Source organism: Candidatus Pseudoscillospira sp. SGI.172 (assembly GCF_050313575.1).
In the GTDB taxonomy this organism is placed as follows: Bacteria; Bacillota; Clostridia; order Oscillospirales; family Oscillospiraceae; genus Vermiculatibacterium.
In genome coordinates this window covers 169,222-192,589 of record NZ_JBNPLQ010000002.1, presented here as the reverse complement: position 1 = coordinate 192,589, position 23,368 = coordinate 169,222, and the positions used below count along the sequence as shown (strand labels likewise).

The window sequence follows — 23,368 nt, the reverse complement described above, 5'->3', positions numbered from 1 at the left end:
AACGGCGAGAGCCCAGTAGACGGGAACGGACGCCCCGTTACGGCGCAGAGCGCGCGGGCCAGGCCCGTGAAGTTAGGTGGTACCACGGAGTAAAAGACTTCGTCCTATGGAGGACGAGGTCTTTTTGTTTTTTCTAAAACTGAGACCAAAGGAGGCCAAAACCATGCGGATGACATGTGCCAGAATTATTATGGAGTGCCTGCTGGAGCAGGGGGTGGACACCGTGTTCGGCTACCCCGGAGGAACCATTCTGAACGTATATGACGAGCTGGAGCTCCACGGCTACAAGGATAAGATCCGCCACATCCTGACGGCCCATGAGCAGGGGGCCTCCCACGCCGCCGACGGTTACGCCCGCTCCACCGGCAAGGTGGGGGTGTGCTTTTCCACCTCGGGCCCCGGCGCCACGAACCTGACCACCGGGATCGCCACGGCCTACATGGACTCCTCCCCCGTGGTGTTCATCACCTGCAACGTCAGCGAAAACCTCATTGGAAAGGACTCTTTTCAGGAGGTAGACATCACCGGCATCACCATGCCCATCACCAAGTGCAACTACTTAGTCCACAGCCCCGACGAACTGGCCGACATCCTCCGGGAGGCCTTTGCCATCGCCCGCTCGGGCCGGCCGGGGCCGGTACTGATCGACATTCCTAAGAACATCACCGCCATGACGGCAGACTACGAATATCTCCCTGCGGACCAGCACCCCGCCCACGGCCGCCTGGCCGCCATGCTCCGCCGGGCCAGCCATGACCTCAAGATCCCGGAACCCGACGCGGGCGATGTGGAGCATCTGCTGGATCTCATCGCCAAGGCCCAACGGCCCTTGATCCTGGTGGGCGGCGGCGTCATCCGCTCCAAGGGCGCGGTGCCCGAGTTCCGGAAGTTTGTGGAGACCCTGCGGGCGCCGGTGGCCTCCACCATTATGGGCGGCGGCGCGCTTCCGGGAGATCACCCTCTCTTCACCGGTATGATCGGCATGCACGGCTCCCACGCCTCCAATCTTGCCTCCAGCGCGTGTGACCTGCTCATCGCCATCGGCTGCCGGTTCTCCGACCGGGTGGCCACCGTGCCCGAGGATTTTGCCAAGCAGGCCCGGATCGTGCAGATCGACATCGACCGCTCGGAGATCGACAAGAATGTCATGACCGACCACCACATCGTGGGCGATGCCCGGCGGGTGCTCCAGCTCCTCAATGAGAAGCTGCCCCCTCACGACTATCCCCAGTGGCAGGCGTGGGTCTTTTCCCATGAGGAGGTCCCCCTCAAAAAGGACGACATTCTCCACCCCCACGAGATCCTGGAAACCATCCAGGCCGTCACCGGCGGCAAGGCCATCATCGCCACCGACGTGGGACAGCACCAGATGTGGTCGGCCCAGTACTACCACTTCTCCCGCCCCGGGCAGTTCATCACTTCGGGCGGCTTCGGCACCATGGGCTTCGGCGTGGGGGCTGCCATGGGCGCGGCCATGGGCAACCCGGACGTGCCGGTGGTGCTGGCCACCGGCGACGGCGGCTTCCGCATGAACTGCAACGAACTGGCCACGCTGGAGCACTATCACATCCCGGTGATCGTGGTGATCTTCAACAATCACACTCTGGGCATGGTGCGGCAGTGGCAGCACCTCATCTACAACGAGCGCTACTCCCAGACCGACCTGGACCGGGGCCCCGACTTTGTGAAGCTGGCGGAGGCCTACGGTATCCCGGGTGACCGGGCGGCCACACAGGAGGAATTCGAGGCCGTTTTCCGCCGGGCGGCGAAGAGCGGCGGCCCCTGGGTCATTGAATGTGCCATTGATAAGGACGCCATGGTTCATCCCATGGTCTCCGCCGGGACTCCTGTCACCGATTTCTTGCTGGACTGAGGAGGTGGATTAAAATATGAAGAGCGAACACATCACCCGTCACACCCTGTCTGTACTGGTGGAGAACGCCTCGGGCGTCCTCAGCCAGGTCTCCCGCCTCTTCTCCCGGAAGGGCTACAACATTGAGTCCCTGGCGGTGGGCACCACCGACGACCCCGCCGTCTCCCGCATCACCATCGAGGTCATGGGGGATGACGTCACCATGAACCAGGTCATGAACCAGCTGCGCAAGCTGTTTCCCGTCTACTCCGTCCAGGAACTGCTGCCCGAGCGGTCCATCCGCCGGGAACTGGTGATGTTCAAGGTGCGGGCGGAAAGCGCCGGTGTGCGCAACGAGGTCATTCAGATCGCCAATATTTTTCGGGCCTCCATCATCGACGTATCCATCAAATCCCTCACCCTGGCCCTCATCGGCGACGAGAGCAAGGCCGAGGCCATGCAGCGGCTGCTGGAGACTTTCGGCATTCTGGAGCTGGTCCGCACGGGCATGGTGGCCCTGGAGCGGGGCGCTTACACCATCAGCGACGACAACAAGGAGACCACCGAGTTCAATCTGGGCAAAAACGTCTTTTAAATTCTTCGGATTGTAACACGCGCTACATTCTTTTTTTCTCATTCGTGGGATACTTGGACAAATTTCCAATTACATCATATAAGGAGTGTTTTATCATGGCGAAGATGTACTACGAGAAGGACTGCGACCTGAGCTACCTGGACGGAAAGAAGATCGCCATTATTGGCTACGGCTCTCAGGGTCACGCCCATGCCCTCAACCTGAAGGACTCCGGCTGCGAGGTCTGCGTGGGCCTGCGGCAGGGCTCCAGGAACTGGGCCGCCGCCGAGAAGGCCGGCCTGACCGTCAAGACCGTGCCCGAGGCCGCCCAGTGGGGCGACATCGTCATGATCCTTATCAACGACGAGGTCCAGGCCGAGGTCTACAAGAAGGATATCGCCCCCTACATGACCGAGGGCAAGGCTCTTGCCTTTGCCCACGGCTTCAACATCCGCTATCAGCAGATCGTCCCCCCCAAGGGGGTCGACGTGTTCATGGCGGCTCCCAAGGGCCCCGGCCACACCGTCCGCTCCACCTACGTTGCCGGCAAGGGCGTGCCCTGCCTGGTGGCCGTGGAGCAGGATGCCACCGGCAAGGCCTATCAGATCGCCCTGGCTTACATCGCCGGCATCGGCGGCGCCCGGGCCGGCGTGATGGAGACCACCTTCCACGACGAGACCGAGACCGACCTCTTCGGCGAGCAGTGCGTGCTGTGCGGCGGCGTGGTGGATCTGATGAAGTGCGGCTTCGAGACTCTGGTGGAGGCCGGGTACGAGCCCGAGAACGCCTATTTCGAGTGCATCCACGAGATGAAGCTCATCATTGACCTCATCAACAAGGGCGGCGTGGGCATGATGAACTTCTCCATCTCCGACACCGCTGAGTACGGCGAGTATGTCTCCGGCCCCCGCGTCCTCCCCTACGCCGAGACCAAGGCCAACATGCGCAAGGTCCTTGACGACATCCAGGACGGCACCTTCGCCGGCAAGTGGATCGCCGAGAACAAGAACGGCCGCACTTTCTTCAACTCCAAGCGGGCCAACCTGGCCAAGCACCAGATGGAGGTCGTGGGCGCCGCACTGCGGAAGAACATGATCTGGGGCGACGATCAGGACATGGACACCGCTTCCAAGTAAGCCCCTCCCTGTTCCGCCGGGCGCAGACCGGCCCGGAAAAGATATTTTTAAGGCGTCATCGTTTTTTAACGATGACGCCTTATTTTTACTGTTCTGATCCACTTTTCCGAGAGCGCGAAAATCATTGCCGGGCACTACTCATTCTCCTCATGCTGAATTTAAAAACGCTTATTCGCTGTTTTGACTTTTCCAAAAGGCATGGATGGTCCCGCAAAGAGCCGTCAGCAAAAGCAGACCCCAGATGACCCTTGTCCCGCCCTGTGTGGTGAGCCCAAGCGCAAAGCCGGCGATCCCCCAGAGCAAAGTCAAAATCAGCAGGAGCACACCTTCGGCCATACGTGCCGTCCTTTTACTTCCGGCGAAAATTCCGATCAGGAACTCTCCCAAAAAAATTGCCGCCGTTAAGCCATTTATGGCACATTGGAGGCTTTGCCGCGCTGCATAACTCTCCCATGCGGAAGAGCTGAGGATTTCCGCCTTGGCAATGTCCTGATACTCTTGAATATTCAGCAGCAGAACCGCAACCTGTAAAATTCCCGCAAGAAGAACAAACCATTTATGCCACGGGCGCTTCCAATAAGTAAAGTCCCTTAATCGTTCCGTATATATCATGATTTACTCGGCCCCCTTTAGAAAGCAGCGATATATAAATAACCCTCGATTCTCCTCCTCCGCCAAAAGCGGGTCAAACGCCTCGGGTTATTTCCATAGTAGCAGGGACCATCCGCTCCGTTAACCGCAGAACGGCGGGGCTCCGCAGCCCGCCCGTGCAGGAGCTTCCCTCAGCTGTTTTCCCGCGGCTCCGAGCGGGTCAGAAGCCGGCGGTAGGTGCGGTCAATGGCGAAGGCTCCCAGAGGCGCGGTGGTCAGAATGGCCAGCACCGCCACCGTCAGCACTGTGCTGCCGCAGGAGAGTCCCATGGCCAGGGGGATGAGCCGATGGCCGCCTGTACCGTGGCCTTGGGGCAGTAAGCCAGCATACAGAACAGCCGTTCCCGGCGGGTGAGGGCGGTCCCCAGCAGGGGCGGCAGGTGCAGGTGCTGGAAGAGGGTCCCCAGGGCCATTCCGCAGAGGAAGATCAGGGCAAGACTGAACAGCATGGTTTTTCTCCTTCCGTTTTGCGCAAAAAAGCTGATGCTCCCTGTGTCCACACACAGAGGTCACCAGCCGAAACAGCGGTTTGAGGGCATTCCCCCTGTTCCAATGGGCCGATGATACCACAGGGGCAGGAAAAAGGCAAAAAAAAATGTGGGCCGGATTTTGATGCCGGTCCACATTTTTTCACCGCTTCCAGAAAAACGCCCCTCACCGCCGGGGCAGGCGGCGGTAGATGCCGGTCTCCCGGCGAAGCCGCCGGGCCAGCTCCTGGGTGAACACACCGGGGAGCGCTCTCCACTTCCAGTTGATCCCAAGGGTGGAGGGGCTGTTCATCCGCGCCTCGCCCCCCAGTTCCAGCAGATCCTGGGCGGTGACCACCGCCAGATCGGCCACGGAGGCCCACGCCCCCCGCATCAGGCCCCAGGCATAGCCCTCGGCCTCGGTGAGCTTGAGGTACTCCACGGCAAAGTCCCGGTCCTCCGGCGCGGCGGTGTTCAGCCAGCCCAGGGCGGTGTCGTTGTCGTGGGTGCCCACATAGACCACACAGTGTTTTCCATAGTTGTGGGGCAGGTAGTCGCTCTCCTCCCGGCTGTCAAAGGCGAACTGGAGCACCTTCATCCCGGGAAAGCCGGACTCCCGCAGGAGCTGCCGCACCGAGTCGGTGAGGAAGCCCAGATCCTCGGCGATGATGTCCTGGCGGCCCAGGGCGGCCTCCACGGCCCGAAAAAGCCGCATCCCGGGTCCCTGCCGCCACTGCCCGTTCCGGGCGGTGGCCTCCCCATACGGGATGGCGTAGTAGCTGTCGAAGCCCCGGAAGTGGTCGATGCGCAGCACGTCGTAGAAGCTGCGCTGCCTGCGGATGCGCTCGATCCACCAGGAAAAGCCGTCTGCCTCCATCCGCCCCCAGTCGAAGAGGGGATTGCCCCAGAGCTGCCCGTCGGCGGAGAAGCCGTCGGGGGGGCACCCCGCCACCTCCACGGGCCGGAGGTCGGCGTCCAGCTGGAACTGCTCGGGCCGGGCCCACACGTCGGCGCTGTCCCCCGCCACATAGATGGGCAGGTCGCCGATGAAAAAGACGCCCCGCTCGTTGGCATAGGCTTTCAGCGCGTTCCACTGACGGAAGAAGAGGTACTGCACGCCCTTCCAGAAGGCCACATCGCCGCCCAGGGTCCGGCGGGCCTCCTCCAGCGCGGCGGATTCCCGCCGCCGGAGAGGCTCGGCCCACCCGCTCCAGGCCCGACCGCCGTGGGCATCCTTGAGCGCCATAAAAAGAGCGTAGTCGTCCAGCCAGAGAGCGTTTTCCGCCAGGAACGGAGCGTAATCCGCCGGGGGAGCGGCCAGCAGCCGCGCCACCGCACGCTTCAGTACCGGATAACGCCGCTCGTAGAGCAGGCCGTAATCCACCGCTCCGGGATCGCTTCCCCAGTCCAGGCCCTCGTATTCCGCCCGCTCCAGCAGGCCCTCTGCCGCCAGGTCGTCCAGGTCGATGAGATAGGGATTGCCCGCAAAGGTGGAAAAGCTCTGGTAGGGGGAGTCCCCGTAGCTGGTGGGGCCGATGGGCAGGATCTGCCAGTAGGTCTGTCCCGCCGAGGCCAGAAAATCTGCAAAATCCCGGGCCGCCTGCCCCATGGTGCCGATGCCCCAGGGGGAAGGCAGGCTGGTCAGGTGCATGAGCACACCGCTGTTTCTCATGTCACACCCGTCCCGTCACACGCGGTAGCGCTTGAGCTCTTCCAGCAGGGCGGCGTCCGGCGCGCCCTGAAGCCGCAGGGTCAGCGGGCTGGACAGGTCCAGGCTGAAAATACCCATGATGGACTTGGCGTCCACAGTATACCGGCCGGAGCACAGATCGGCCTCGCCGGAAAAACGGAAAATGGCATTGACAAAGTTTTTCACCTTGTCGATGGTATCCAGGGAAATGGTCAGCTCCATGTTGCGTTCTCCTCTCAGATTCTTTCTTGTGTCTCGGGGTCAAACAGGTGCAGCTTGTTGCCGTCCACCGCCAGGCGGACCGTGTCTCCGCTGTGCACCGCCATGCGGGAGGGCACCCGGGAGACCAGCTTGTGGCCCTCCACGGTGATGTAGAGGTAGATCTCCGCCCCCATCATCTCCGCCAGATCCACATGAGCCTCCAGCTGTCCGGAGGTGGAAAGCGCCAGAAACGCCTCCTCCCCATGGATGTCCTCGGGCCGGATGCCCACGTTGATGGTCCTGCCCTCATAGCGCTCCAATCCCGGCGCGGCGGTGGGGATCCGGCAGGTGCCGAAGCTGAGAACGTGTCCGCCCTCCCCCTTCTCCACTTTGGCGGCAAAGAAGTTCATGGGAGGCGTGCCGATGAAGCCGGCCACGAACTGGTTGGCCGGGTGGTCATAGAGCTCCTGAGGAGTGTCCACCTGCTGAATGACGCCGTCCTTGAGCACCACGATCCGGTCGGCCATGGTCATGGCCTCTGTCTGGTCGTGGGTGACGTAGACAAAGGTGGTCTGGAGCTTCTGATGCAGCTCGGAGATCTGGCTCCTCATCTCGGTGCGGAGCTTGGCGTCCAGGTTGGACAGCGGCTCATCCAGCAGAAACACCGCCGGGTCCCGGACCATAGCCCGGCCCAGAGCCACCCGCTGGCGCTGGCCGCCGGAGAGGGCCTTGGGCTTGCGGTCGAGGTAGGGTTCCAGCTCCAGGACCTTGGCCACCTCCCGCACCTTGCGGTCGATCTCCTCTTTGGGCACCTTTTTGAGCTGGAGGGCGAAGGCCATATTTTTGTAAACCGTCATGTGGGGATAGAGGGCGTAGGACTGGAACACCATGGCGATGTTGCGGTCCTTGGGAGGCACGTCGTTGACCAGCTGGTCTCCGATATACATCTCCCCGCTGCTCACATCCTCCAGCCCAGCGATCATCCGCAGGGTGGTGGATTTGCCGCAGCCGGAGGGGCCCACCAGAATGATGAATTCCTTGTCCCGGATCTCCAGGTCCATTCCGGGGATGACGGTGACGTTGTTGTCATATGTCTTGGTGATGTTTTTCAATGTGATTCCCGCCATGGGATCACCTCCTGTCATTTCACTTCCCGGACGCTTTCGCCGGGGACCAGCTGGAACGGAATGATCTCGTGGACGGCTCCGCCGCCGCCCGAGGCCTGCCGGAGCAGGATCTCCACCCCTCGCCGGGCCAGCTGTGGCGCCCTCTGGCGGATGGTGGACAGCCGGGGCACGCAGTACCCCGCCTGCTCGATCCCGTCATAGCCCATCAGGGAGATGTCCTCAGGGACCCGGAGCCCCCGGTCGTGGATGGCCCGCATGGCCCCGATGGCCATCACGTCGGACATGGCGAAGAGCGCCGTCAGATCAGGACACCGGTCCAGCAGGGCGTTGGCCGCCTCGTATCCCCCCGGCATGGAGAACCGGGCAGCTTCAAACTGGACCGTCTCATCAAAGGCCACTTCAGCCTCCATAAAGCCCCGGCGACAGCCGAAAAGCCGGGTCTGGCTGGTATTGGCGGCTCCCGGACCACAGTCGGTGCAGAGATGGCCGCCGATGACGCCGATGCGCCGGTGTCCCGCGGCGATCAGGCTGCGGATGGCCTGAGCCGCGCCCTCGGCATCGTCGGTGGAAACACTGGAGAGGTTTTTAAAATCCATGGTGTCCGCCCGGGTGGTCACCAGGACGCAGGGGCACTTGACGCTCTTGAACCGCTCCTCAAAATTCTTCTGATTGCCGCCCAGGAACAGGATCCCAAGCGGCTTGAACTCCCGGCTGACCCGGACGGCCTGCTCCACCTCGTCGTCGTCCTCGTCCAGATAATAGACGGCCGCCGCCCGCCCCGCCGACTTGATGAGGCTCTGCATTTCCTCCAAAATTCCGGCAAACAGGAGGTTCCGGGCGCCCTTGACAATCACGGCGATGCCGCTGCCCCCCCGCTGTTTCAAATGGCGTGCGTTGTCGTTGGGCTGGAAGCCGGTGTCCGCCACCACGGACAGAATTTTGGCCCGGGCCGCGTCGCTGACGTCGGGATGCCCGTTGAGGACCCGGGAGACCGTGCCAACAGCATAGCCGGAGCGCTGAGCAATATCCTTAATGGTCATCGTCCTCCTCCTCTCTCTTTACAAACAGGACTCCTTGGGCCAAAAGCAGAACTCTCTATGGAAGTCCTTTCTGATTCTTTTTCTTTCAAGAAAAAGAATCAGCCCTTGACTGCGCCGGCAGCCACGCCTTTGATGATATACTTCTGACCCAGCAGGTAGACAATGACGATGGGGATGATGGTGAGCATGATGCAGGCCATCATGGGACCCATCTCCACCCGGCCGAAGCTCCCCCGGAAGTGCTGGATGAGCATGGGGATGGTCATATAGTTCTTGATATCCAAAACCAGGGTGGGCAGGAGATAGTCGTTCCACACCCACATGGCCTCCAGAATACCTACGGAGACCAGAGTTGGCTTGAGCATGGGCAGGACGATGAGGAAGAAGGTCTGGATGGGGTTGCAACCGTCGATCATGGAGGCCTCCTCCACCTCCACGGGCACCGAGCGGACAAAGCCGCAGAACATGAACACGGCCAGCCCCGCGCCGAAGCCCAGATAGATGACGCAGATGTTCCAGGGGGTGTTGAGCTTCAGCAGATCCGCCGTCTGAGAGAGGGTGAACATCACCATCTGGAATGGCACCACCATAGACAGCACAAAGAGGAAATAGAGCCCCCGGCTCAGGCGGCCCTTCACCCGGGTGATATACCAGGCGCACATGGAGCAGCACACCAGGATGAGGGCCACCGAGGAAATGGTGATGAACAAACTGTACCCCAAAGACTTGAGAAAGCCTTGGGAGACAATGGCGCTGACGTAGTTTTCAAGCCCGGCGAAAGTGGCGGCGGCGGGAAGCCGAAAGGCCCCCGACGTGGTGATGGCCCGCTCGGTCTTGAGGGAGTTCATGAGGATCATAAAGATGGGATAGAGCCACACCAGGCTGAGAATGGAAAGCACCGCGGTAAGGATGACGCTCCCCGCTTTTCTGCGTTTTGCCATTACTGCTGCACCTCCTTCGAACGGGTGGCCTTAAGCTGGAACATGGAAATGGCCACCACCAGAATACAGAAGAGGACTGCCTTGGCCTGCCCCAGGCCCTTCCACTGAGCGCCTGCCCGGGCGTAGAAGGTGTTGTAGATGTTCAAGGCCAGCATCTCGGTCAGGTGTCCGGGATCGCCGGCGGTAAGGGCCAGGTTCTGATCGAAGAGCTTAAAGGAATTGGTGAGGGTGAGGAACATGCAGATGGTGATGGAGGGCATCACCATGGGCAGCTTCACCCGCCACAGGGTCTGCCACGGGGTGGCTCCGTCGATCTGGGCCGCCTCCATCAGATCGTCCGGCACCGCCTGCAGTCCGGCGATGTAGATGATCATCATATAGCCGATCTGCTGCCAGCACATCAGGATGATGAGGCCCCAGTAACCGGCCGTGGAGTTCAGGGCCAGCAGGGGCTGTCCCGCCAGCGACAGCACGCAGTTGATCAGGATCTGCCAGATATAGCCCAGCACGATGCCGCCGATGAGGTTGGGCATGAAAAACACCGTGCGGAACACATTGGTTCCTTTCAGCTTCCGAGTCAGCAGCAGCGCCAGGCCGAAAGCGATGACGTTGATGAGCAGGATGGACACCACGGCAAACGCCACCGTGAACCAGAAGGAATGCAGGAACTGCGTGTCCGCCAGCGCCCGCTGATAGTTGCCGCCCCCGATGAAGCGGGCGTCCCGCACCGTGGTAAACTGGCAGAAGGACAGGTAGACACCCTCCACAAAGGGGATCACAAAGCCGATGGCAAAGGCGACCACCGTGGGCAGGAGGAAAATAGGGCCGTAGCGCTTCAAAGCGTGTTCCATAAGGCTTCACCTCCGTGAGTTGATTGGTGCTCCGGGTCCCGCTGCCCGGAACCGCCGCATTTTCTGCGGGCGGGTCATATCCGCCCCCACACGGAAACAGTCTTCCCCTTTGTGGGGGCGGTTATCAGCCGCCCGCGCTCTGCTTTAAAAAAGGGGCGGGCTCTGCCCGCCCCTTTTTACTGGGTTCGGAATCGGTTCGATCAGCCGTTGGCCAGCTGATACTCAGAGGCCCAGCCGTCCACAAAGGCGGTGACTACGGCAGACCAGTTGGCGTCGCTGGGGTCGGCGGCGTAGGCGGTGAGCGCAGTGCCCACACCGTTCTTCCACTCCTCGGAAGGCATGGTGGAGAAGCACCAGTCCACAGAGGTCTTGCCCTCGGCGACATACTCATTGGCAATGGCCACCAGGGGATTGGTGGTCTCCTTGGCGCCCTTGAAGGGGATCACGAAACCCAGATCCTCGGCCATGGCAGTGGTGCCCTCATCAGAAGTCACGCACCAGTTGATAAAGTCCAGGGTGGCCTGGATATCCTCGGGGGCGGCGTTCTTGTTCACGCACCAGTAGTTCTCGGAACCGGTGCACAGGCCCTGGTCGGCCTCGCCGTCGGCACCGATATAGATGGGCAGCATGCCCAGGTTCTCGTCGCCCAGATCCTTGACCTGGTCATAAGCCCAAGTCCCGTTCTGATAAAAGACGGCTTCGCCGTTGGCAAACTCGGCCGCAGCGTCGTCGCCGGTCTTGGCGGACAGTTCAGCGCCGGCGCAGGTGGAATCGGTGATATACAGATCCCAGATCTGGCGGTAATTGTCCAGGAAGGAGCCCTTGATGGCGTCGGTGGAGCTGATACCGTCGGCCTTGTACTCATAATAGATGGGCAGGTTGGCCAGATGGGTCTTGAAGCGCCAGTCGGAGGAGCCGTCCATACCGGCGGAGGTAAAGGCCCCCTTGACGCCCAGCTCGTCCTTGCGGGCCTGGATGTCGTCGGCCACCTTCTTCAGGTCGGCAAAGCTCTTGATGTCGTCCCGGCTGTAACCTGCCTTCTCCAGAAGAGCCTTGTTGTAGATGATGCCGTAGGTTTCAATGACGTAGGCGATGCCGGCCACCTCGTCCCCGTTCTTCAGGGCGAAGTCCTCGCTGGTCAGATTTTTGTAGATCTCAGAATCGGACAGGTCGTAGCAGTAGTCCTTCCAGTTGTTCAGTCCCACAGGACCGTTGACCTGGAACAGGGTGGGCGCCTCAGTCTTGCCCATCTCGCTCATCAGCTGGGTCTCATACTGGCCGGAAGCGGCGGTGACTACGGTGACGGGGATCCCGGTGCTCTCGGTATAAGCCTTGGCAATGGCCTGCCACTGCTCATCCTGCTCGGGCTTAAAGTTCAGGAAGTACACGGAGCCGTCGGCGGCAGCCGCGGCACTCTCGCTGGGCGCAGTGCTTTCGGCAGGCTTGTTTCCGCCGCCGCAGCCGGTGAGCATTCCGGCGGCCATCGCCGCGGTAAGACCTAACGCGAGCCATCTTTTCTTCATTTCAGTTCCTCCTTTTTGATTGTGCCGGACTTCCGGCGGGCCAGATTGGAAACGTTTCCAGCCATCTGTATGTTTATCATATCGCAACCCCAATGCAAACGCAAGTGATTCTTGTCTGATTTTTACAAATTTGTGAAAATCCCAAAAAGTATTCCACCCTGTTTTGTGCAATTCAGCAGAATTTCTCCCCCCGCTCCCTCTTGTCATTTGGATCTGGAACCGTTACAATCAAAATAAGGTTCCAGATTTGCTTCCGGAACTTCAGCGCCCGATTCCAGACAAAATGAGGTGAGCTCATGGCCTTTGATCCCATCCCCACTCCCCCGGCCAAGCGGGGCGTCAAGTGGTTTTTCCATGTTTTTTCCCAAGAATTTCCCAGCCTGGTAGGGCTGAATCTGGTTTGCTTCCTCTCCTGCCTGCCTCTGGTCACGCTGGGCCCGGCCCTGTCCGCACTGGGACAGGTGCTGGGTCGGATGGCGGACGATCAGCCGGTGGAGCCTGTGCAGGAATATTGCACCCTTTTCCGAGAAAATCTGCTTCGAAAACTGGGCTGGGGACTGCTTTTTTTAGCCGCTGCCGGGGTGCTCGGGGTCTCGCTCTGGTTCTATGCCTCTCTTGAGCTGCTCTCTCTGACCGGACTTTCACTGGCAGGGCTGCTCTGCCTGTGGGGCGTGGCGCTCCATTTGCTCCCATCTCTCTCCGATGACGCTCCCCCGGTCCATCCGCTCCGCACCGCTGTGTCAGCCGCTCTGTCCACCTTTTCCAGAACGATTCTGTCTATCGTATCCGCCCTGGTTTTTCTCATTCCTCAAGCGCTGTTCTTTCCCGCTTTCCTCCCGCTCACCGGCCTGGTGGGACTGGTTCTTCCCGGGTTGGCGCTGGCCTTTCCGCGCCTGCCTCCCAGCCCTCCTTTTGGGGATTGACGCAGCAAGGAAAACATGTTAAAATAATTACTTGGAAACTGGTTTTCTGTTTCCTGTTGCTGGTATAGCTCAGTTGGTAGAGCAGCGCATTCGTAATGCGCAGGTCGTCGGTTCGAGTCCGACTCCCAGCTCCAAAAACGCCCGATTTTCATTGAAAATCGGGCGTTTTTATACCTCTTGCTTTATTTTAGTTGTCTCATTTTGACCCGCACGGAGAAAGTTTCCGGGGACTCTTCCGTTCCTTCGAGGGCGGCGCCATGAGTAGGAGAACGGAGCTTCTGACCGCGGCGCTCTCCCTGGGTCTGACCATACTGCTGTGTCTCGGCCTCTATCAGTGGGACAACAAATACAGCCGGCCCATCGGCGGACTGCCCTTCCTCTCCGCCGGGGAACCGAAGACCACTCCTCTGCGCTACCTGGTGCGGGAGCGGGAATACTGGCCCGGCAGGCTTCTGCCTCCCGAAGCGGCCTCGCGGGAGAGGGGCTACCGCCTCTACCGCTCTATCGGTGAGACCTCGGATCTGGAAGCCGGGCGCGGCCACGGCTGTGGTACATACCGACTGACCCTCCTCCTGCCGGAGATCTTCTCCGCATATCGCCTTTTCATCAGCGGCCGTCAGGTGCTCCAGCTGGGCGTTCCGGAAACGGAGGGTTACCGCCCGGCCCTGGGTGCCCGGATGGTCACCTTCTCCGCCTCCGGCCCCACCGAAGTGCTGCTGGCGGTGAGCGACTACTCCGGCGTATACAGCGGCCTGACCTATCCCCCCGCCTTCGGGACTGCTCGGGCCGTCCTGGCCGCCCGGGAGGCCAGGCTTTTGATCCACGGCGCGCCGGCGCTGCTGTTTCTGCCGTGCGGAACGCTGGCCGTATGCTTCGGCCTGCGGAATCGCGGCCTGCAGGGACTTCTGATCCTGCTGGCCTGTCTGTGCTGCACTGCGCCCTGCCCCTCTACGAGCCTGTACTGGGCGGCTGGTTCGGAGAGATCGGCGTCATACAGCCGGTGCTGGCCCTGACTGCCATATTGTGGCTGGACGCTGTGGACGCCTACCGCTTTCGGCTGGCCTGCGAGAGCGGATACCGCCAGATGGAACGCCGTCTGGCCGTTCAAAAGGAGCACTACCGCCAGCTCTCCGAGCAGGTGGAACGGGCCCGGGGGGCCTCCCATGACCTGCGCCACCACATGCGCGCCCTGCGGATCATGGCCGGGCAGGGTCAGATGGAGCAGCTCCTGTCCTATCTGGAAAACTACGAGTCTCACATGCGGGAGCATGAGGTGACCACATTCTCCGACCATGTGGCCGCGGACGCGGTGCTGTGCTACTACGCCGATGCAGTGCGGCTGCTGGGGGGCATTTTCGACGCCCGCCTGCCTCTTCCTCCGGACCTCGCCTTTCCGGATGACGAGCTGTGTATTCTAAGGACCGTCAGGTCCTGCCCACAGTCTGAGGCTGTTGATTCTTTGTGTCTTTTTCTCAGAAATGGACCACCGCCCCGGGCTCTTTTCTCCTTTTTCCCAAAAACCTTAATTTCTGGTTGACAGACAGGTTTGGGGGTGCTAATATGAATCCCAACAAGAAAACCCGGGTCGGGGAATTGGGAAAGAGGTGCGCTGGTATGGCATACTGTTATGGAATGATGATGCGGATGATGGACATGGCTATGATGCCGATGCCCACGATGCCTTGCGCCTCCGCACCTGTTGTCTTCCGATAAGCCACACTCCCCCCTGGGGGTGCATTTGCAGCTGGGAAGAGTGGGAAGCGGCGACGCTTCCCACTCTTTTTGTTTTTCTTTGGAAATGAGGGATATACATGATCCAGCTTGAACATGTCAGCAAGACCTTCGGCGGGGCGGAGAGCGGCGTCCACGCCGTGCGGGACGTGTCTCTGAAAATCGAAGCGGGTGAGATCTTCGGCATCATCGGCTACTCCGGGGCGGGCAAGTCCACCCTGGTGCGCTGCATCAATCTGCTGGAGCGCCCCACCGAAGGCACCGTGACGGTGGACGGCCGGGAGCTGACACGAATGCCGGAGCGGGAGCTCAGGCAGGAGCGCAAAAAGATCAGCATGATCTTCCAGCACTTCAACCTGATGCCTTCCCGCACTGTGGCGCAGAACGTGGCCTTCCCACTCAAGGGTTCGGCGCTGACCGCCGAACAGCAGGCCGGCAAGGTCAAGGCTCTGCTGGAGCTGGTCGGCCTCCCCGACAAGGCCGGCGCCTACCCCTCCCAGCTCTCCGGCGGTCAGAAGCAGCGGGTGGCCATCGCCCGGGCTCTGGCCAGCGATCCCAAGGTGCTCCTCTGCGACGAGGCCACCTCCGCGTTGGATCCCCAGACGACCCGCTCCATCCTCCGGCTCATTCAGGACATCAACCGCAAGACCGGGATCACCGTGGTCATCATCACCCACGAGATGGCGGTGGTCAAGGACGTCTGCCAGCGGGTGGCCGTCATGGACGGCGGACGGGTGGTGGAGATGGGCGATGTGTTCTCCATCTTCTCCACGCCCAGAGAGGCGGTGACCCGCTCCTTTATCGCCACCACCTCCAACCTGAGCAAGGTGGAGGAGCTCATCGAAGCCGGCTCCCCCATGGTGGAGCTGAAGCCGGGCGAAATGATCGTCCGGATGACTTATACCCGGAAGAACGTCTCCGAGGCCATTATTTCCGATATCTCCCGCCGGTTCGGGATCGATATCAACATTATTTACAGCAATCTGGAAGTCATCGAGGACGCGCCTTTGGGCGGACTGGTGGCCATTCTCAGCGGCGACCGGGTCCAGGAGGCTCTGGAGTACTGGACGTCAAAAAATGTGCGGGCGGAGGTGCTGAAGCGTGGCTGATTTTCTCTCTTCCATCATCCCCAACGTCATGGAGAAGCCCGACCTTCTCTGGAAGGCCTTCCTTCAGACCATTCAGATGGTCGGGATCGCCGGGGGCATCTCTCTGGTGCTGGGCATTCCCCTGGGCGTGCTTCTCTTTACCACCAAGCCCGGCGGCATTCTGCAAAACAGGCCGGTCCACCTGGTGGTGGGCAAGTTCTGCGATATTTTCCGTTCCATCCCCTTCATTCTGCTGGCCGTCATGCTCCTGGGCCTGAGCCGTCTGATCATGGGCACCGCCATCGGAGTCAAGGGCGCCATCATCCCGCTTCTGTTCGGTACCATCCCCTACCTGGCCCGCCAGGTGGAGGGGGCTCTGGCCGAGGTGCCGGACGGCCTCATCGAGGCAGCTCAGGCCATGGGCTGCTCCCCCCGGGAGATCGTCTGGCGGGTCTACCTCCGGGAGAGTATTCCCGGCATCGCCCGGGGCGTCACCATCACCCTCATCTCCCTCATCAACTTCACCGCCATTGCCGGCGCGATCGGCGCGGGCGGCCTGGGAAACTTTGCCATCATGTACGGCCACGGTAAAAATCAGCCCGACATCAGCGTCGTGGTCGTCCTCATCATCATCGTGCTGGTCAGCCTCATCCAGGCCATCGGCAATCAGATCGTCAAACGCTCCACCCACTGACTTTCTCTTAAAAGAGAAAGTCAGCAAAGAGAACTTCCATAGAGGCCGTGCGAAGAGGATCGCCGTACCGTTGAAGGGAAACCTTTATGGCGGCGGTTCGAATCGGACTCCACACCTTTTGAATCGGACGCCACGGATGCTTCCGACTCTGCCCTACATTAAATTAGGATTTTATTTTAGGAGGAAATGAAAATGGACAAGAAGAAACTGCTCACCCTGGGCCTGACTGCCGCCCTCACCCTGTCTCTGGCCGCCTGCGGCGGCAAGCCTGCCGAATCCGCCGCTCCCGCCGAAAGCGCCGCTCCCGCTGAGTCCGCCGCCGCTGCCACCGTGGTGAAGGTGGGCGTGGTGGGCGCCAACAACGGTCAGTGGGACACCGTCAACGAGCTGCTGGCCAAAGACAACATCAAGTGCGAGATGGTAGAGTTCTCCGAGTACAAGCTCCCCAACGAGGCTCTGAACGCCGGTGAGATCGACATGAACGCCTTCCAGCACAAGGCCTACCTGAACAAAGAGATCGCCGATCTGGGCTATGACATCTCTGTCCTGGGCGACACCATTATCGCCCCCCTGAGCCTCTACTCCGACAAGATCACCTCCGCCGAAGAGATCAAGGAGGGCGACAAGATCGCCGTACCCAGCGATCCCACCAACGAGGGCCGCTGCTTCAAGATCCTGGAGAGCGCCGGGCTCATCAAGGTCGACCCCGCCGCCGGTTACACCCCCGAGCTCAAGGACATCACCGACAATCCCCTGAAGCTGGAGTTTGTGGAGGTGGAAGCCGCCAACACCGCCAGCCTGATCCCCGACGTGGCCGCCGCCTTCGTCAACGGTGCCCACGCGGTGGACAACGGCCTGAAGCTGGAGGACGCCATCTACACCGAGCAGGTGGAGCCGGGCAGCGACAACCCTTACATCAACATTCTGGCTGTCCGCACCGCCGACCTGGACAACGAAGTCTATCAAAAGGTCCTGGCTGCCTACCAGTCCGCCGAGACGGCCGCCGCCATTGAGGAAATCTTCCAGGGCACCTACATCCCCGCTTTCGCGTATTGATTTCCCCGGAGGGCGGGCCGCTGACGGCCCGCCCTCTTTCGTCAGGATGCTGACACACTATAAAGGAGGTTCTATCCATGGGATTTTGGGAAGAGGCGCAGGCCATGGCCCCACAGCTCACCGGCCTGCGGGAGGAATTCCACCGTCACCCCGAGGCGAGCCGCCAGGAATTCTGGACGGCAGAGCGCATTGAGCGGGAATTGGACGACATCGGTATCACCGATCACCGCCGGGTGGAGGAAACCGGCGTTTACGCCGTGTTTCACGGCGAAAAGCCGGGGGAGCGGATCATCACACTCCGGGCCGACATCGACGCGCTGGCCATGCAGGACGAAAAGACCGACGTGCCCTACTGCTCTCAGATCCCGGGCCGGATGCACGCCTGCGGCCACGATGCCCATGCCGCCGGGCTGCTGGGCGGCGCACGGCTCCTGTACGCCCACCGGGCGGAGTTCGGCGGCGAGGTGCGCCTCTTTTTCCAGCAGGCTGAGGAGATCGGCTACGGCGGCCGGGTCTTTGTCCGGGAGGGGCTGCTGGAGGGTTCCGGCCGGGTGTTCGGAGTCCACATGGCCTCCGACCTCCGGGTGGGCACCGTGGGCGTGAAGCCGGGACCCAACAACGCCTCGGTGGATCACTTCACCATCCGCGTCAAGGGTAAGGCCGCCCATGTCTCCACCCCCCACCGGGGGGTGGACGCCCTCTACATTGCCAGCCAGATCGTGGTCACGCTCCAGGCCCTGGTCACCCGCCGCACCTCCCCGGTGGACCCCCTGCTCATCGGCGTGGGGATGCTCCGCTCGGGCACCGCCTACAACATCGTGGCCGAGTCCGCCGAGCTGGAGGGCACCATCCGCGCCTTCTCCCCGGAGACCCGGGCCCAGGCCAAGGCCGAACTGGACGCCCTGTGCCGGGAGACCGCCAAGCTCTACGGCGGGGAGGCCGACGTGGAATGGGAGGACTTCGCCGCCCCCCTGCTCAACGACCCCGGCGTGTGCCGGGAGGTGGGACAGGCCGTTGCCGGTCTCTTCGGAGAGCAGGCCCTGATCACTGACCGCGCCCTTTCCCTGGGCGGGGACGACTTTGCCGAGTTCCTGCTCACTGTCCCCGGCTGCTACGCCTTTGTAGGCAGCGGCAACCCGGACAAGCCGGACACCGTCCTGCCCCACCACAACAACCGCTTCGACATCGACGAGGGGGCCCTTCCCATCACGGCGGCTCTTCACGCCGAGTACGCCTTCCGCTGGCTCACCGGAGCCATCCAATAAAAGGCCGGCGGAGCCGGGCCCTGCTCAGGGCCCGGCTCCGCCGGTTTCGCGGCTCTCCCGGCCGCAACCGGATCACGCTTCCATATGCCTGCGAATGCGCTCCACGATCATGCCCAGCGCCACTGCGTTGCGGCCGCCCTCAGGGACGATGATGTCGGCGTACTTCTTGCTGGGCTCCACAAAAGCCTCGTGCATGGGCTTGACGGTGTTGAGGTACTGACTCACCACCGAGTCCATCGTCCGCCCCCGCTCGTTCACGTCCCGCACCAGCCGCCGGAGGATGCGCACGTCGGCGTCAGTGTCCACGAAGATCTTGATATCCATCAGATCCCGCAGGGCCTTGTTCTCGAAGATCAGGATGCCCTCCACCAGAATGACGCCGGTGGGCCTCACCTCCACCGTCTTGTCCGAGCGGTCGTGGATGGTGTAGTCATAGGTGGGACAGCGGACGGTCTCTCCCCGGCGCAGGGCCTCCAGATCCCGGACAAACCGCTCGGTGTCGAAGGCGTCCGGGTGGTCGTAGTTGAGCTTGCAGCGCTTCTCATAAGGCAGCTCGGAGTGGCTTTTATAGTAGTTGTCGTGGTAGAGGACCGAGACGTCCCCTCCGAACCGTTCCTTGAGCTTCTGGGTAAGGGTGGTCTTGCCCGATCCGGTGCCCCCCGCAATGCCGATGACCATGGTTTCCATAAAACAGTGCCCCCCGCGTCACTTTTTGAAAAATTATAGCACGATTCTCTGGAAATGGGTAGAGAAATGTTGTATCATGTGTTTCATCTGAAAAAAGGAGCCGAGGATCTCTATGGATTATGCCGCCCGATCACTGGAGCTTCACTATGAGTGGAATGGAAAACTGAGCACGCAGCCCAAAATGAATGTGGGGAGCCGGGAGGCCCTCTCCCTGGCCTACACGCCCGGGGTGGCCGCCCCCTGCCTGGCCATCCGGGACCGCCCCGAGGAGGTCTGGAAACTCACCGGCCGGGCCAACACCGTGGCGGTGGTCACCGACGGCTCCGCCGTCTTGGGCCTGGGCAACATCGGCCCCCAGGCGGGGATGCCGGTGATGGAGGGCAAATGCGTCCTGTTCAAGGAGTTCGGCGGGGTGGATGCCGTTCCCCTGTGCATCGGCTCCCAGAAAGTGGAGGACATCGTGGAGGCCGTGCGGCTCATCGCCCCCTCCTTCGGCGGCATCAATCTGGAGGACATCTCCGCCCCCCGGTGTTTTGAGGTGGAGCGCCGGCTGCGGCAGGTGTGCGACATCCCGGTCTTTCACGACGACCAGCACGGCACCGCCATCGTGGTGGCCGCCGCGCTGAAAAACGCCCTGCGGGTGGTGGGCAAGGATCTGGGCGAAATCCGGGCTGTCTTTTCCGGCGCGGGGGCGGCGGGCACCGCCATTTTCAAGCTCCTCCACCACATGGGGCTCCGCCATGCCACCCTCTGTGACATCCGGGGTGTCGTCTACCCCGGACGCCCTGATCTGGAGGGCGATCCCTACCTGGCCGAGCTGGCCGGGCTCAGCGAGCCCGTGGCTGTTCAGGGCGGGCTGGCCGCCGCCCTCCGGGGAGCCGACGTGTTCGTGGGTGTCTCCGCCCCCGGACTGGTAACGGAGGACATGGTCCGTTCCATGGCCGACCGTCCCATCCTCTTCCCCATGGCCAACCCCACTCCGGAGATCATGCCCGATCTGGCCCGGGCGGCCGGAGCGGCGGTGGTGGGGACCGGCCGCAGCGACTTCCCCAACCAGATCAACAATGTGCTGGCCTTCCCGGGAGTGTTCCGGGGCACGCTGGACGCCGGGGCCCGGGAGATCAACCGGGAGATGGAGCTGGCGGCGGCGAACGCCCTGGCCGGCTTGGTGGAAGACCGCCTCTCCGCCGACTACATTCTCCCCGCCGCCCTGGATCCCCGGGTCGCGCCCGCGGTGGCCGCGGCAGTGGCGGAAGCCGCCCGGCGCACCGGCGCGGCGCGGGGATAAACCCGCAAAATTATCTTGCATTTTGCCCAAAAATGTGCTAAGATAGAATTCCTGTAGAAGAAAGGGCTTATTTTGCCCTGCATTTCAATATCACCTCGCCCGACGACGGGTGGAAAGGAACGATGAACTGTGGATATCCTCAAGCTGATTCTCACCATCCTCCAGGTCCTTCTGGGCGTGTTTCTGGTGGTGGTAGTGCTCCTCCAGGAGGGCAAGACCGCGGGTCTGTCCGGCGCGATCTCCGGCGGTGCGGACACCTTCCTGTCCAAGAATAAGGCCAAGAGCTGGGACGCCAAGCTGGCCCGCTGGACCAAGTGGGTAGCCATCGCCTTTGTGGTGCTGACTCTGGTTCTGTCTTTGGTGTAACAAGGTCGAAACGCCCTCCCACAACATGGGAGGGCGCTTTTTCTTATCCGCCGACCCCCGGAAGGGGCAGGGGAAAAGTGGGTATACTGAGGTCAGCCCCCTAAGAAATGAGGTCATATCCATGACAGGAGAAAACAAGATCAAAGGCCGCTACCAGGGTTCGGGCCGGGGCTTCGGCTTTCTCATCCCCGAGGACGGGCAGGGCAGGAGCGACGACTGCTTCGTCCCGCCCCGCCGGGAAAACGGCGCCTGGGACGGCGACACCGTGGAGGGCGAGCTTCTGCCTGCCGACCCGACCCGCCCGGACCGCTCCACCGCCCGGATCACCAAGATCCTCTCCCGGGGCAACCAGAAGGTGGTGGGCACCATCCGCAAGGCTGACCGGGAAGTCTGGCTCCAGCCAGACAGCGACCGGCTTCCCCTTCCCATCAAGGTGGTGGGAAAGACCAGGGTCCGAAACGGGGAAAAGGCGGCCGTGGCGGTGACCAGCTACGGCTCGGACACCCGGCCTCCCCTGGGCACTGTCGTCGAGACTTTCGGCCCCGCGGGAACCCGCGCCGCCGCCGTGGAGTCCATCCTCTATCAGCAGAACATTCAGCGGGACTTCCCCCAGCCCGTGCTGGACGAGGCCTCCGCCATCCGCCAGAGCGTCCCCGCCGCCGCCCGCCGAAACCGGCTGGATCTGCGGGAGAAGTGCGTCATCACCATCGACGGCGCCTCTTCCAAGGATCTGGACGACGCTGTGTCTCTGGAACGGGACGGGGCAAACTGGCTGCTGGGCGTCCACATTGCCGACGTGAGCCATTACGTCCAGCCGGGCACCCCCCTGGACGAGGAGGCCTTCACCCGGGGCACCTCCGTGTACTTTGCCGACCAGGTGGTGCCCATGCTGCCGGTGGCCCTGTCCAACGGCATCTGCTCTCTGAATCCCCAGGTGGACCGCCTCACCCTCTCCTGTCTCATGACTCTCTCCCCCGACGGTGCCATGCTGGATCACTCCATCGCCCAGAGCGTCATCCGCTCCGCCGAGCGGATGACCTACGAGGACTGCAACGTCCTTCTGGCGGGAGGAGACGCCGCTCTGGAGGCGCGCTACGCCCACATTCTCCCCATGCTCCGGGACATGGCCGCCCTGGCCCGGGCGCTGGAAAAGCGCCGGAAGGCCCGGGGCAGTCTGGATCTGGACAGCTCGGAGAGCTATATCCACTGCGACGGGGAGGGCCGCCCCGTGGACATTGAGGCCCGGACCCAGGGAGAGAGCGAGGGACTCATTGAGTCCTTCATGCTGGCCGCCAACGAGACGGTGGCCCGCCACCTCTTCGACCTGAAAAAGCCCGCCGTCTACCGGGTCCATGAAAAGCCCTCTCCGGACAAGACCGAGACCCTGAAAGCCATGCTCTCCCCCCTGGGCTACGCCCTCCGGGAGGCGGACAACTTCTCCCTTCAGAAGGTGCTGGAGGCCTCCAGGGACAAACCAGAGGCCCCCGCGGTGTCTACAATGGTGCTCCGCTCCCTGATGAAGGCCCGGTACGACACTGAAAATCTGGGCCACTTCGGCCTGGCCGCCCCCTACTACTGCCACTTCACCTCCCCCATCCGCCGCTACCCCGACCTCATGGTCCACCGCTGCCTCCACGCCCTGCTGGCGGGAAAGCTGGGCCCCCGGTCCGAGAAGAAGCTGGCCAAGAGCTGCGAAAAGGCGGCCGTCCAGTCCTCCCAGCGGGAGCTGGCCGCCCAGACCGCGGAGCGGGACATCGACAAGCTCTACTTTGCCGAGTATATGGAGGGACATCTGGGTGAGTCCTTCCAGGCCGCCGTCTCCGGCGTCACCAAATTCGGCCTCTTCGCCGCCCTGCCTTCCGGGGTGGAGGGTCTCATCCCCGTGGAGAGCCTGCCCGACGACCACTACGCCTATGACGAGACCCGCATGACCCTCACCGGGGAACACACCGGCCGGAGCTTCACCTTCGGCATGGAACTGACGGTTGTATGCGTGGCTGCCGATGCCTCCACCGGCCGGATCGACTTCCGCCTCCCCGGCCAGGAAAACGCCCCCGGTCGGAGTGAGCCGGCCCCACGCCCCCAGCCCCAGGCACGGCCGGAGCGTTCCCGCTCAGACCGGCGGAATTCCGGCAGGTCCGGCAAGCGCCGGGGCGGCAAACCCGCCATGCATGTGCCCAAGCCGCGGAAAAAGGGGAAGAAAAAATGACAAAACGGA

General features: G+C 62.1%; 22 protein-coding genes, 1 tRNA gene, 1 pseudogene and 1 other annotated feature (1 of these 25 cut by a window edge). Of the genes and pseudogenes, 14 read left to right on the top strand and 10 right to left on the bottom strand.

The features are described from left to right. Nucleotides 1-110 (top strand) — a binding site (T-box leader); it begins 113 nt to the left of the window's first position. Between the two features lie 53 nt (nucleotides 111-163). The 3 genes from ilvB to ilvC all read left to right on the top strand — a co-directional run bounded on the left by ilvB (nucleotide 164) and on the right by ilvC (nucleotide 3,562). After that, complete coding sequence (gene ilvB / locus ACQRD3_RS02135) at nucleotides 164-1,873, top strand: biosynthetic-type acetolactate synthase large subunit (RefSeq protein ID WP_427779535.1); 1,710 nt, start codon at nucleotides 164-166, stop codon at nucleotides 1,871-1,873. A gap of 16 nt (nucleotides 1,874-1,889) precedes the next feature. After that, entirely contained in the window at nucleotides 1,890-2,447 is a 558-nt protein-coding gene (gene ilvN, locus ACQRD3_RS02130) for an acetolactate synthase small subunit (RefSeq protein ID WP_080907280.1), read from the top strand. A gap of 95 nt (nucleotides 2,448-2,542) precedes the next feature. Beyond that, entirely contained in the window at nucleotides 2,543-3,562 is a 1,020-nt protein-coding gene (gene ilvC / locus ACQRD3_RS02125; RefSeq protein ID WP_080907279.1) for a ketol-acid reductoisomerase, read from the top strand. A gap of 168 nt (nucleotides 3,563-3,730) precedes the next feature. Here ilvC and ACQRD3_RS02120 read toward each other — a convergent pair whose 3' ends face one another. The 9 genes and pseudogenes from ACQRD3_RS02120 to ACQRD3_RS02080 all read right to left on the bottom strand — a co-directional run bounded on the left by ACQRD3_RS02120 (nucleotide 3,731) and on the right by ACQRD3_RS02080 (nucleotide 12,052). Then, nucleotides 3,731-4,174, bottom strand: coding sequence for a hypothetical protein (locus ACQRD3_RS02120; RefSeq protein WP_427779532.1), 444 nt, complete (start codon nucleotides 4,172-4,174; stop codon nucleotides 3,731-3,733). A gap of 170 nt (nucleotides 4,175-4,344) precedes the next feature. Beyond that, nucleotides 4,345-4,661, bottom strand: a pseudogene (locus ACQRD3_RS02115) (hypothetical protein); the annotation flags it as partial. A 205-nt stretch (nucleotides 4,662-4,866) separates the two neighbouring features. Continuing rightward, entirely contained in the window at nucleotides 4,867-6,351 is a 1,485-nt protein-coding gene (gene malQ / locus ACQRD3_RS02110) for a 4-alpha-glucanotransferase (RefSeq protein ID WP_427779530.1), read from the bottom strand. A 15-nt stretch (nucleotides 6,352-6,366) separates the two neighbouring features. Beyond that, on the bottom strand, nucleotides 6,367-6,591 hold the full coding sequence (locus tag ACQRD3_RS02105; RefSeq protein WP_080907276.1) for a PTS sugar transporter: 225 nt from the start codon (nucleotides 6,589-6,591) through the stop codon (nucleotides 6,367-6,369). A 14-nt stretch (nucleotides 6,592-6,605) separates the two neighbouring features. Beyond that, entirely contained in the window at nucleotides 6,606-7,697 is a 1,092-nt protein-coding gene (locus ACQRD3_RS02100; protein WP_080907275.1) for a sn-glycerol-3-phosphate ABC transporter ATP-binding protein UgpC, read from the bottom strand. 14 nt (nucleotides 7,698-7,711) lie between these two features. Beyond that, entirely contained in the window at nucleotides 7,712-8,737 is a 1,026-nt protein-coding gene (locus tag ACQRD3_RS02095; RefSeq protein ID WP_427779528.1) for a LacI family DNA-binding transcriptional regulator, read from the bottom strand. Between the two features lie 98 nt (nucleotides 8,738-8,835). Beyond that, on the bottom strand, nucleotides 8,836-9,678 hold the full coding sequence (locus tag ACQRD3_RS02090) for a carbohydrate ABC transporter permease (RefSeq protein WP_080907273.1): 843 nt from the start codon (nucleotides 9,676-9,678) through the stop codon (nucleotides 8,836-8,838). Continuing rightward, nucleotides 9,678-10,529 (bottom strand): carbohydrate ABC transporter permease, encoded by an 852-nt coding sequence (locus ACQRD3_RS02085; RefSeq protein ID WP_080907272.1) that lies wholly within the window; start codon nucleotides 10,527-10,529, stop codon nucleotides 9,678-9,680. The genes ACQRD3_RS02090 and ACQRD3_RS02085 overlap by 1 nt, the downstream gene beginning before the upstream one ends. 200 nt (nucleotides 10,530-10,729) lie before the next feature. After that, nucleotides 10,730-12,052 carry an ABC transporter substrate-binding protein gene (locus ACQRD3_RS02080; protein WP_427779525.1) on the bottom strand — a complete coding sequence of 441 codons (1,323 nt, stop codon included), beginning with the start codon at nucleotides 12,050-12,052 and terminating at the stop codon, nucleotides 10,730-10,732. Between the two features lie 296 nt (nucleotides 12,053-12,348). On the opposite strand from ACQRD3_RS02080, the gene ACQRD3_RS02075 reads away from it, so the two are divergent. From ACQRD3_RS02075 to ACQRD3_RS02040, 8 genes are all read left to right on the top strand, one after another. Beyond that, entirely contained in the window at nucleotides 12,349-12,975 is a 627-nt protein-coding gene (locus ACQRD3_RS02075) for a YesL family protein (protein ID WP_427779523.1), read from the top strand. A gap of 58 nt (nucleotides 12,976-13,033) precedes the next feature. Next, a tRNA-Thr gene (locus tag ACQRD3_RS02070) sits at nucleotides 13,034-13,109 on the top strand. 123 nt (nucleotides 13,110-13,232) lie between these two features. Beyond that, nucleotides 13,233-13,988, top strand: a complete 756-nt coding sequence (locus ACQRD3_RS02065; RefSeq protein ID WP_427779521.1) for a hypothetical protein — start codon at nucleotides 13,233-13,235, stop codon at nucleotides 13,986-13,988. Then, nucleotides 13,976-14,512, top strand: coding sequence for a hypothetical protein (locus ACQRD3_RS02060; RefSeq protein ID WP_427779519.1), 537 nt, complete (start codon nucleotides 13,976-13,978; stop codon nucleotides 14,510-14,512). The genes ACQRD3_RS02065 and ACQRD3_RS02060 overlap by 13 nt, the downstream gene beginning before the upstream one ends. Nucleotides 14,513-14,786: 274 nt before the next feature. Continuing rightward, nucleotides 14,787-15,815, top strand: a complete 1,029-nt coding sequence (locus tag ACQRD3_RS02055) for an ATP-binding cassette domain-containing protein (protein ID WP_080907267.1) — start codon at nucleotides 14,787-14,789, stop codon at nucleotides 15,813-15,815. Beyond that, entirely contained in the window at nucleotides 15,808-16,488 is a 681-nt protein-coding gene (locus ACQRD3_RS02050; protein WP_080907266.1) for a methionine ABC transporter permease, read from the top strand. Before ACQRD3_RS02055 ends, ACQRD3_RS02050 begins: the two co-directional genes overlap by 8 nt. Nucleotides 16,489-16,680: 192 nt before the next feature. After that, nucleotides 16,681-17,544 carry a MetQ/NlpA family ABC transporter substrate-binding protein gene (locus tag ACQRD3_RS02045; protein ID WP_427779516.1) on the top strand — a complete coding sequence of 288 codons (864 nt, stop codon included), beginning with the start codon at nucleotides 16,681-16,683 and terminating at the stop codon, nucleotides 17,542-17,544. A gap of 77 nt (nucleotides 17,545-17,621) precedes the next feature. Further along, the gene (locus tag ACQRD3_RS02040; protein ID WP_427779514.1) at nucleotides 17,622-18,809 is read left to right on the top strand and encodes a M20 metallopeptidase family protein; all 1,188 of its coding nucleotides are present in this window, start codon (nucleotides 17,622-17,624) and stop codon (nucleotides 18,807-18,809) included. 72 nt (nucleotides 18,810-18,881) lie between these two features. On the opposite strand, the gene udk is transcribed toward ACQRD3_RS02040, so the two are convergent. Then, the gene (udk, locus tag ACQRD3_RS02035) at nucleotides 18,882-19,496 is read right to left on the bottom strand and encodes a uridine kinase (protein WP_080907263.1); all 615 of its coding nucleotides are present in this window, start codon (nucleotides 19,494-19,496) and stop codon (nucleotides 18,882-18,884) included. A gap of 112 nt (nucleotides 19,497-19,608) precedes the next feature. Here udk and ACQRD3_RS02030 point away from each other — a divergent pair, with 112 nt between their 5' ends. The 3 genes from ACQRD3_RS02030 to rnr all read left to right on the top strand — a co-directional run bounded on the left by ACQRD3_RS02030 (nucleotide 19,609) and on the right by rnr (nucleotide 23,359). Beyond that, entirely contained in the window at nucleotides 19,609-20,784 is a 1,176-nt protein-coding gene (locus ACQRD3_RS02030) for an NAD(P)-dependent malic enzyme (RefSeq protein ID WP_427779512.1), read from the top strand. A gap of 135 nt (nucleotides 20,785-20,919) precedes the next feature. Next, complete coding sequence (secG, locus tag ACQRD3_RS02025) at nucleotides 20,920-21,150, top strand: preprotein translocase subunit SecG (protein ID WP_080907481.1); 231 nt, start codon at nucleotides 20,920-20,922, stop codon at nucleotides 21,148-21,150. A 115-nt stretch (nucleotides 21,151-21,265) separates the two neighbouring features. Next, on the top strand, nucleotides 21,266-23,359 hold the full coding sequence (gene rnr, locus ACQRD3_RS02020) for a ribonuclease R (protein WP_427779561.1): 2,094 nt from the start codon (nucleotides 21,266-21,268) through the stop codon (nucleotides 23,357-23,359). The last annotated feature ends 9 nt before the right edge of the window (nucleotides 23,360-23,368 follow it).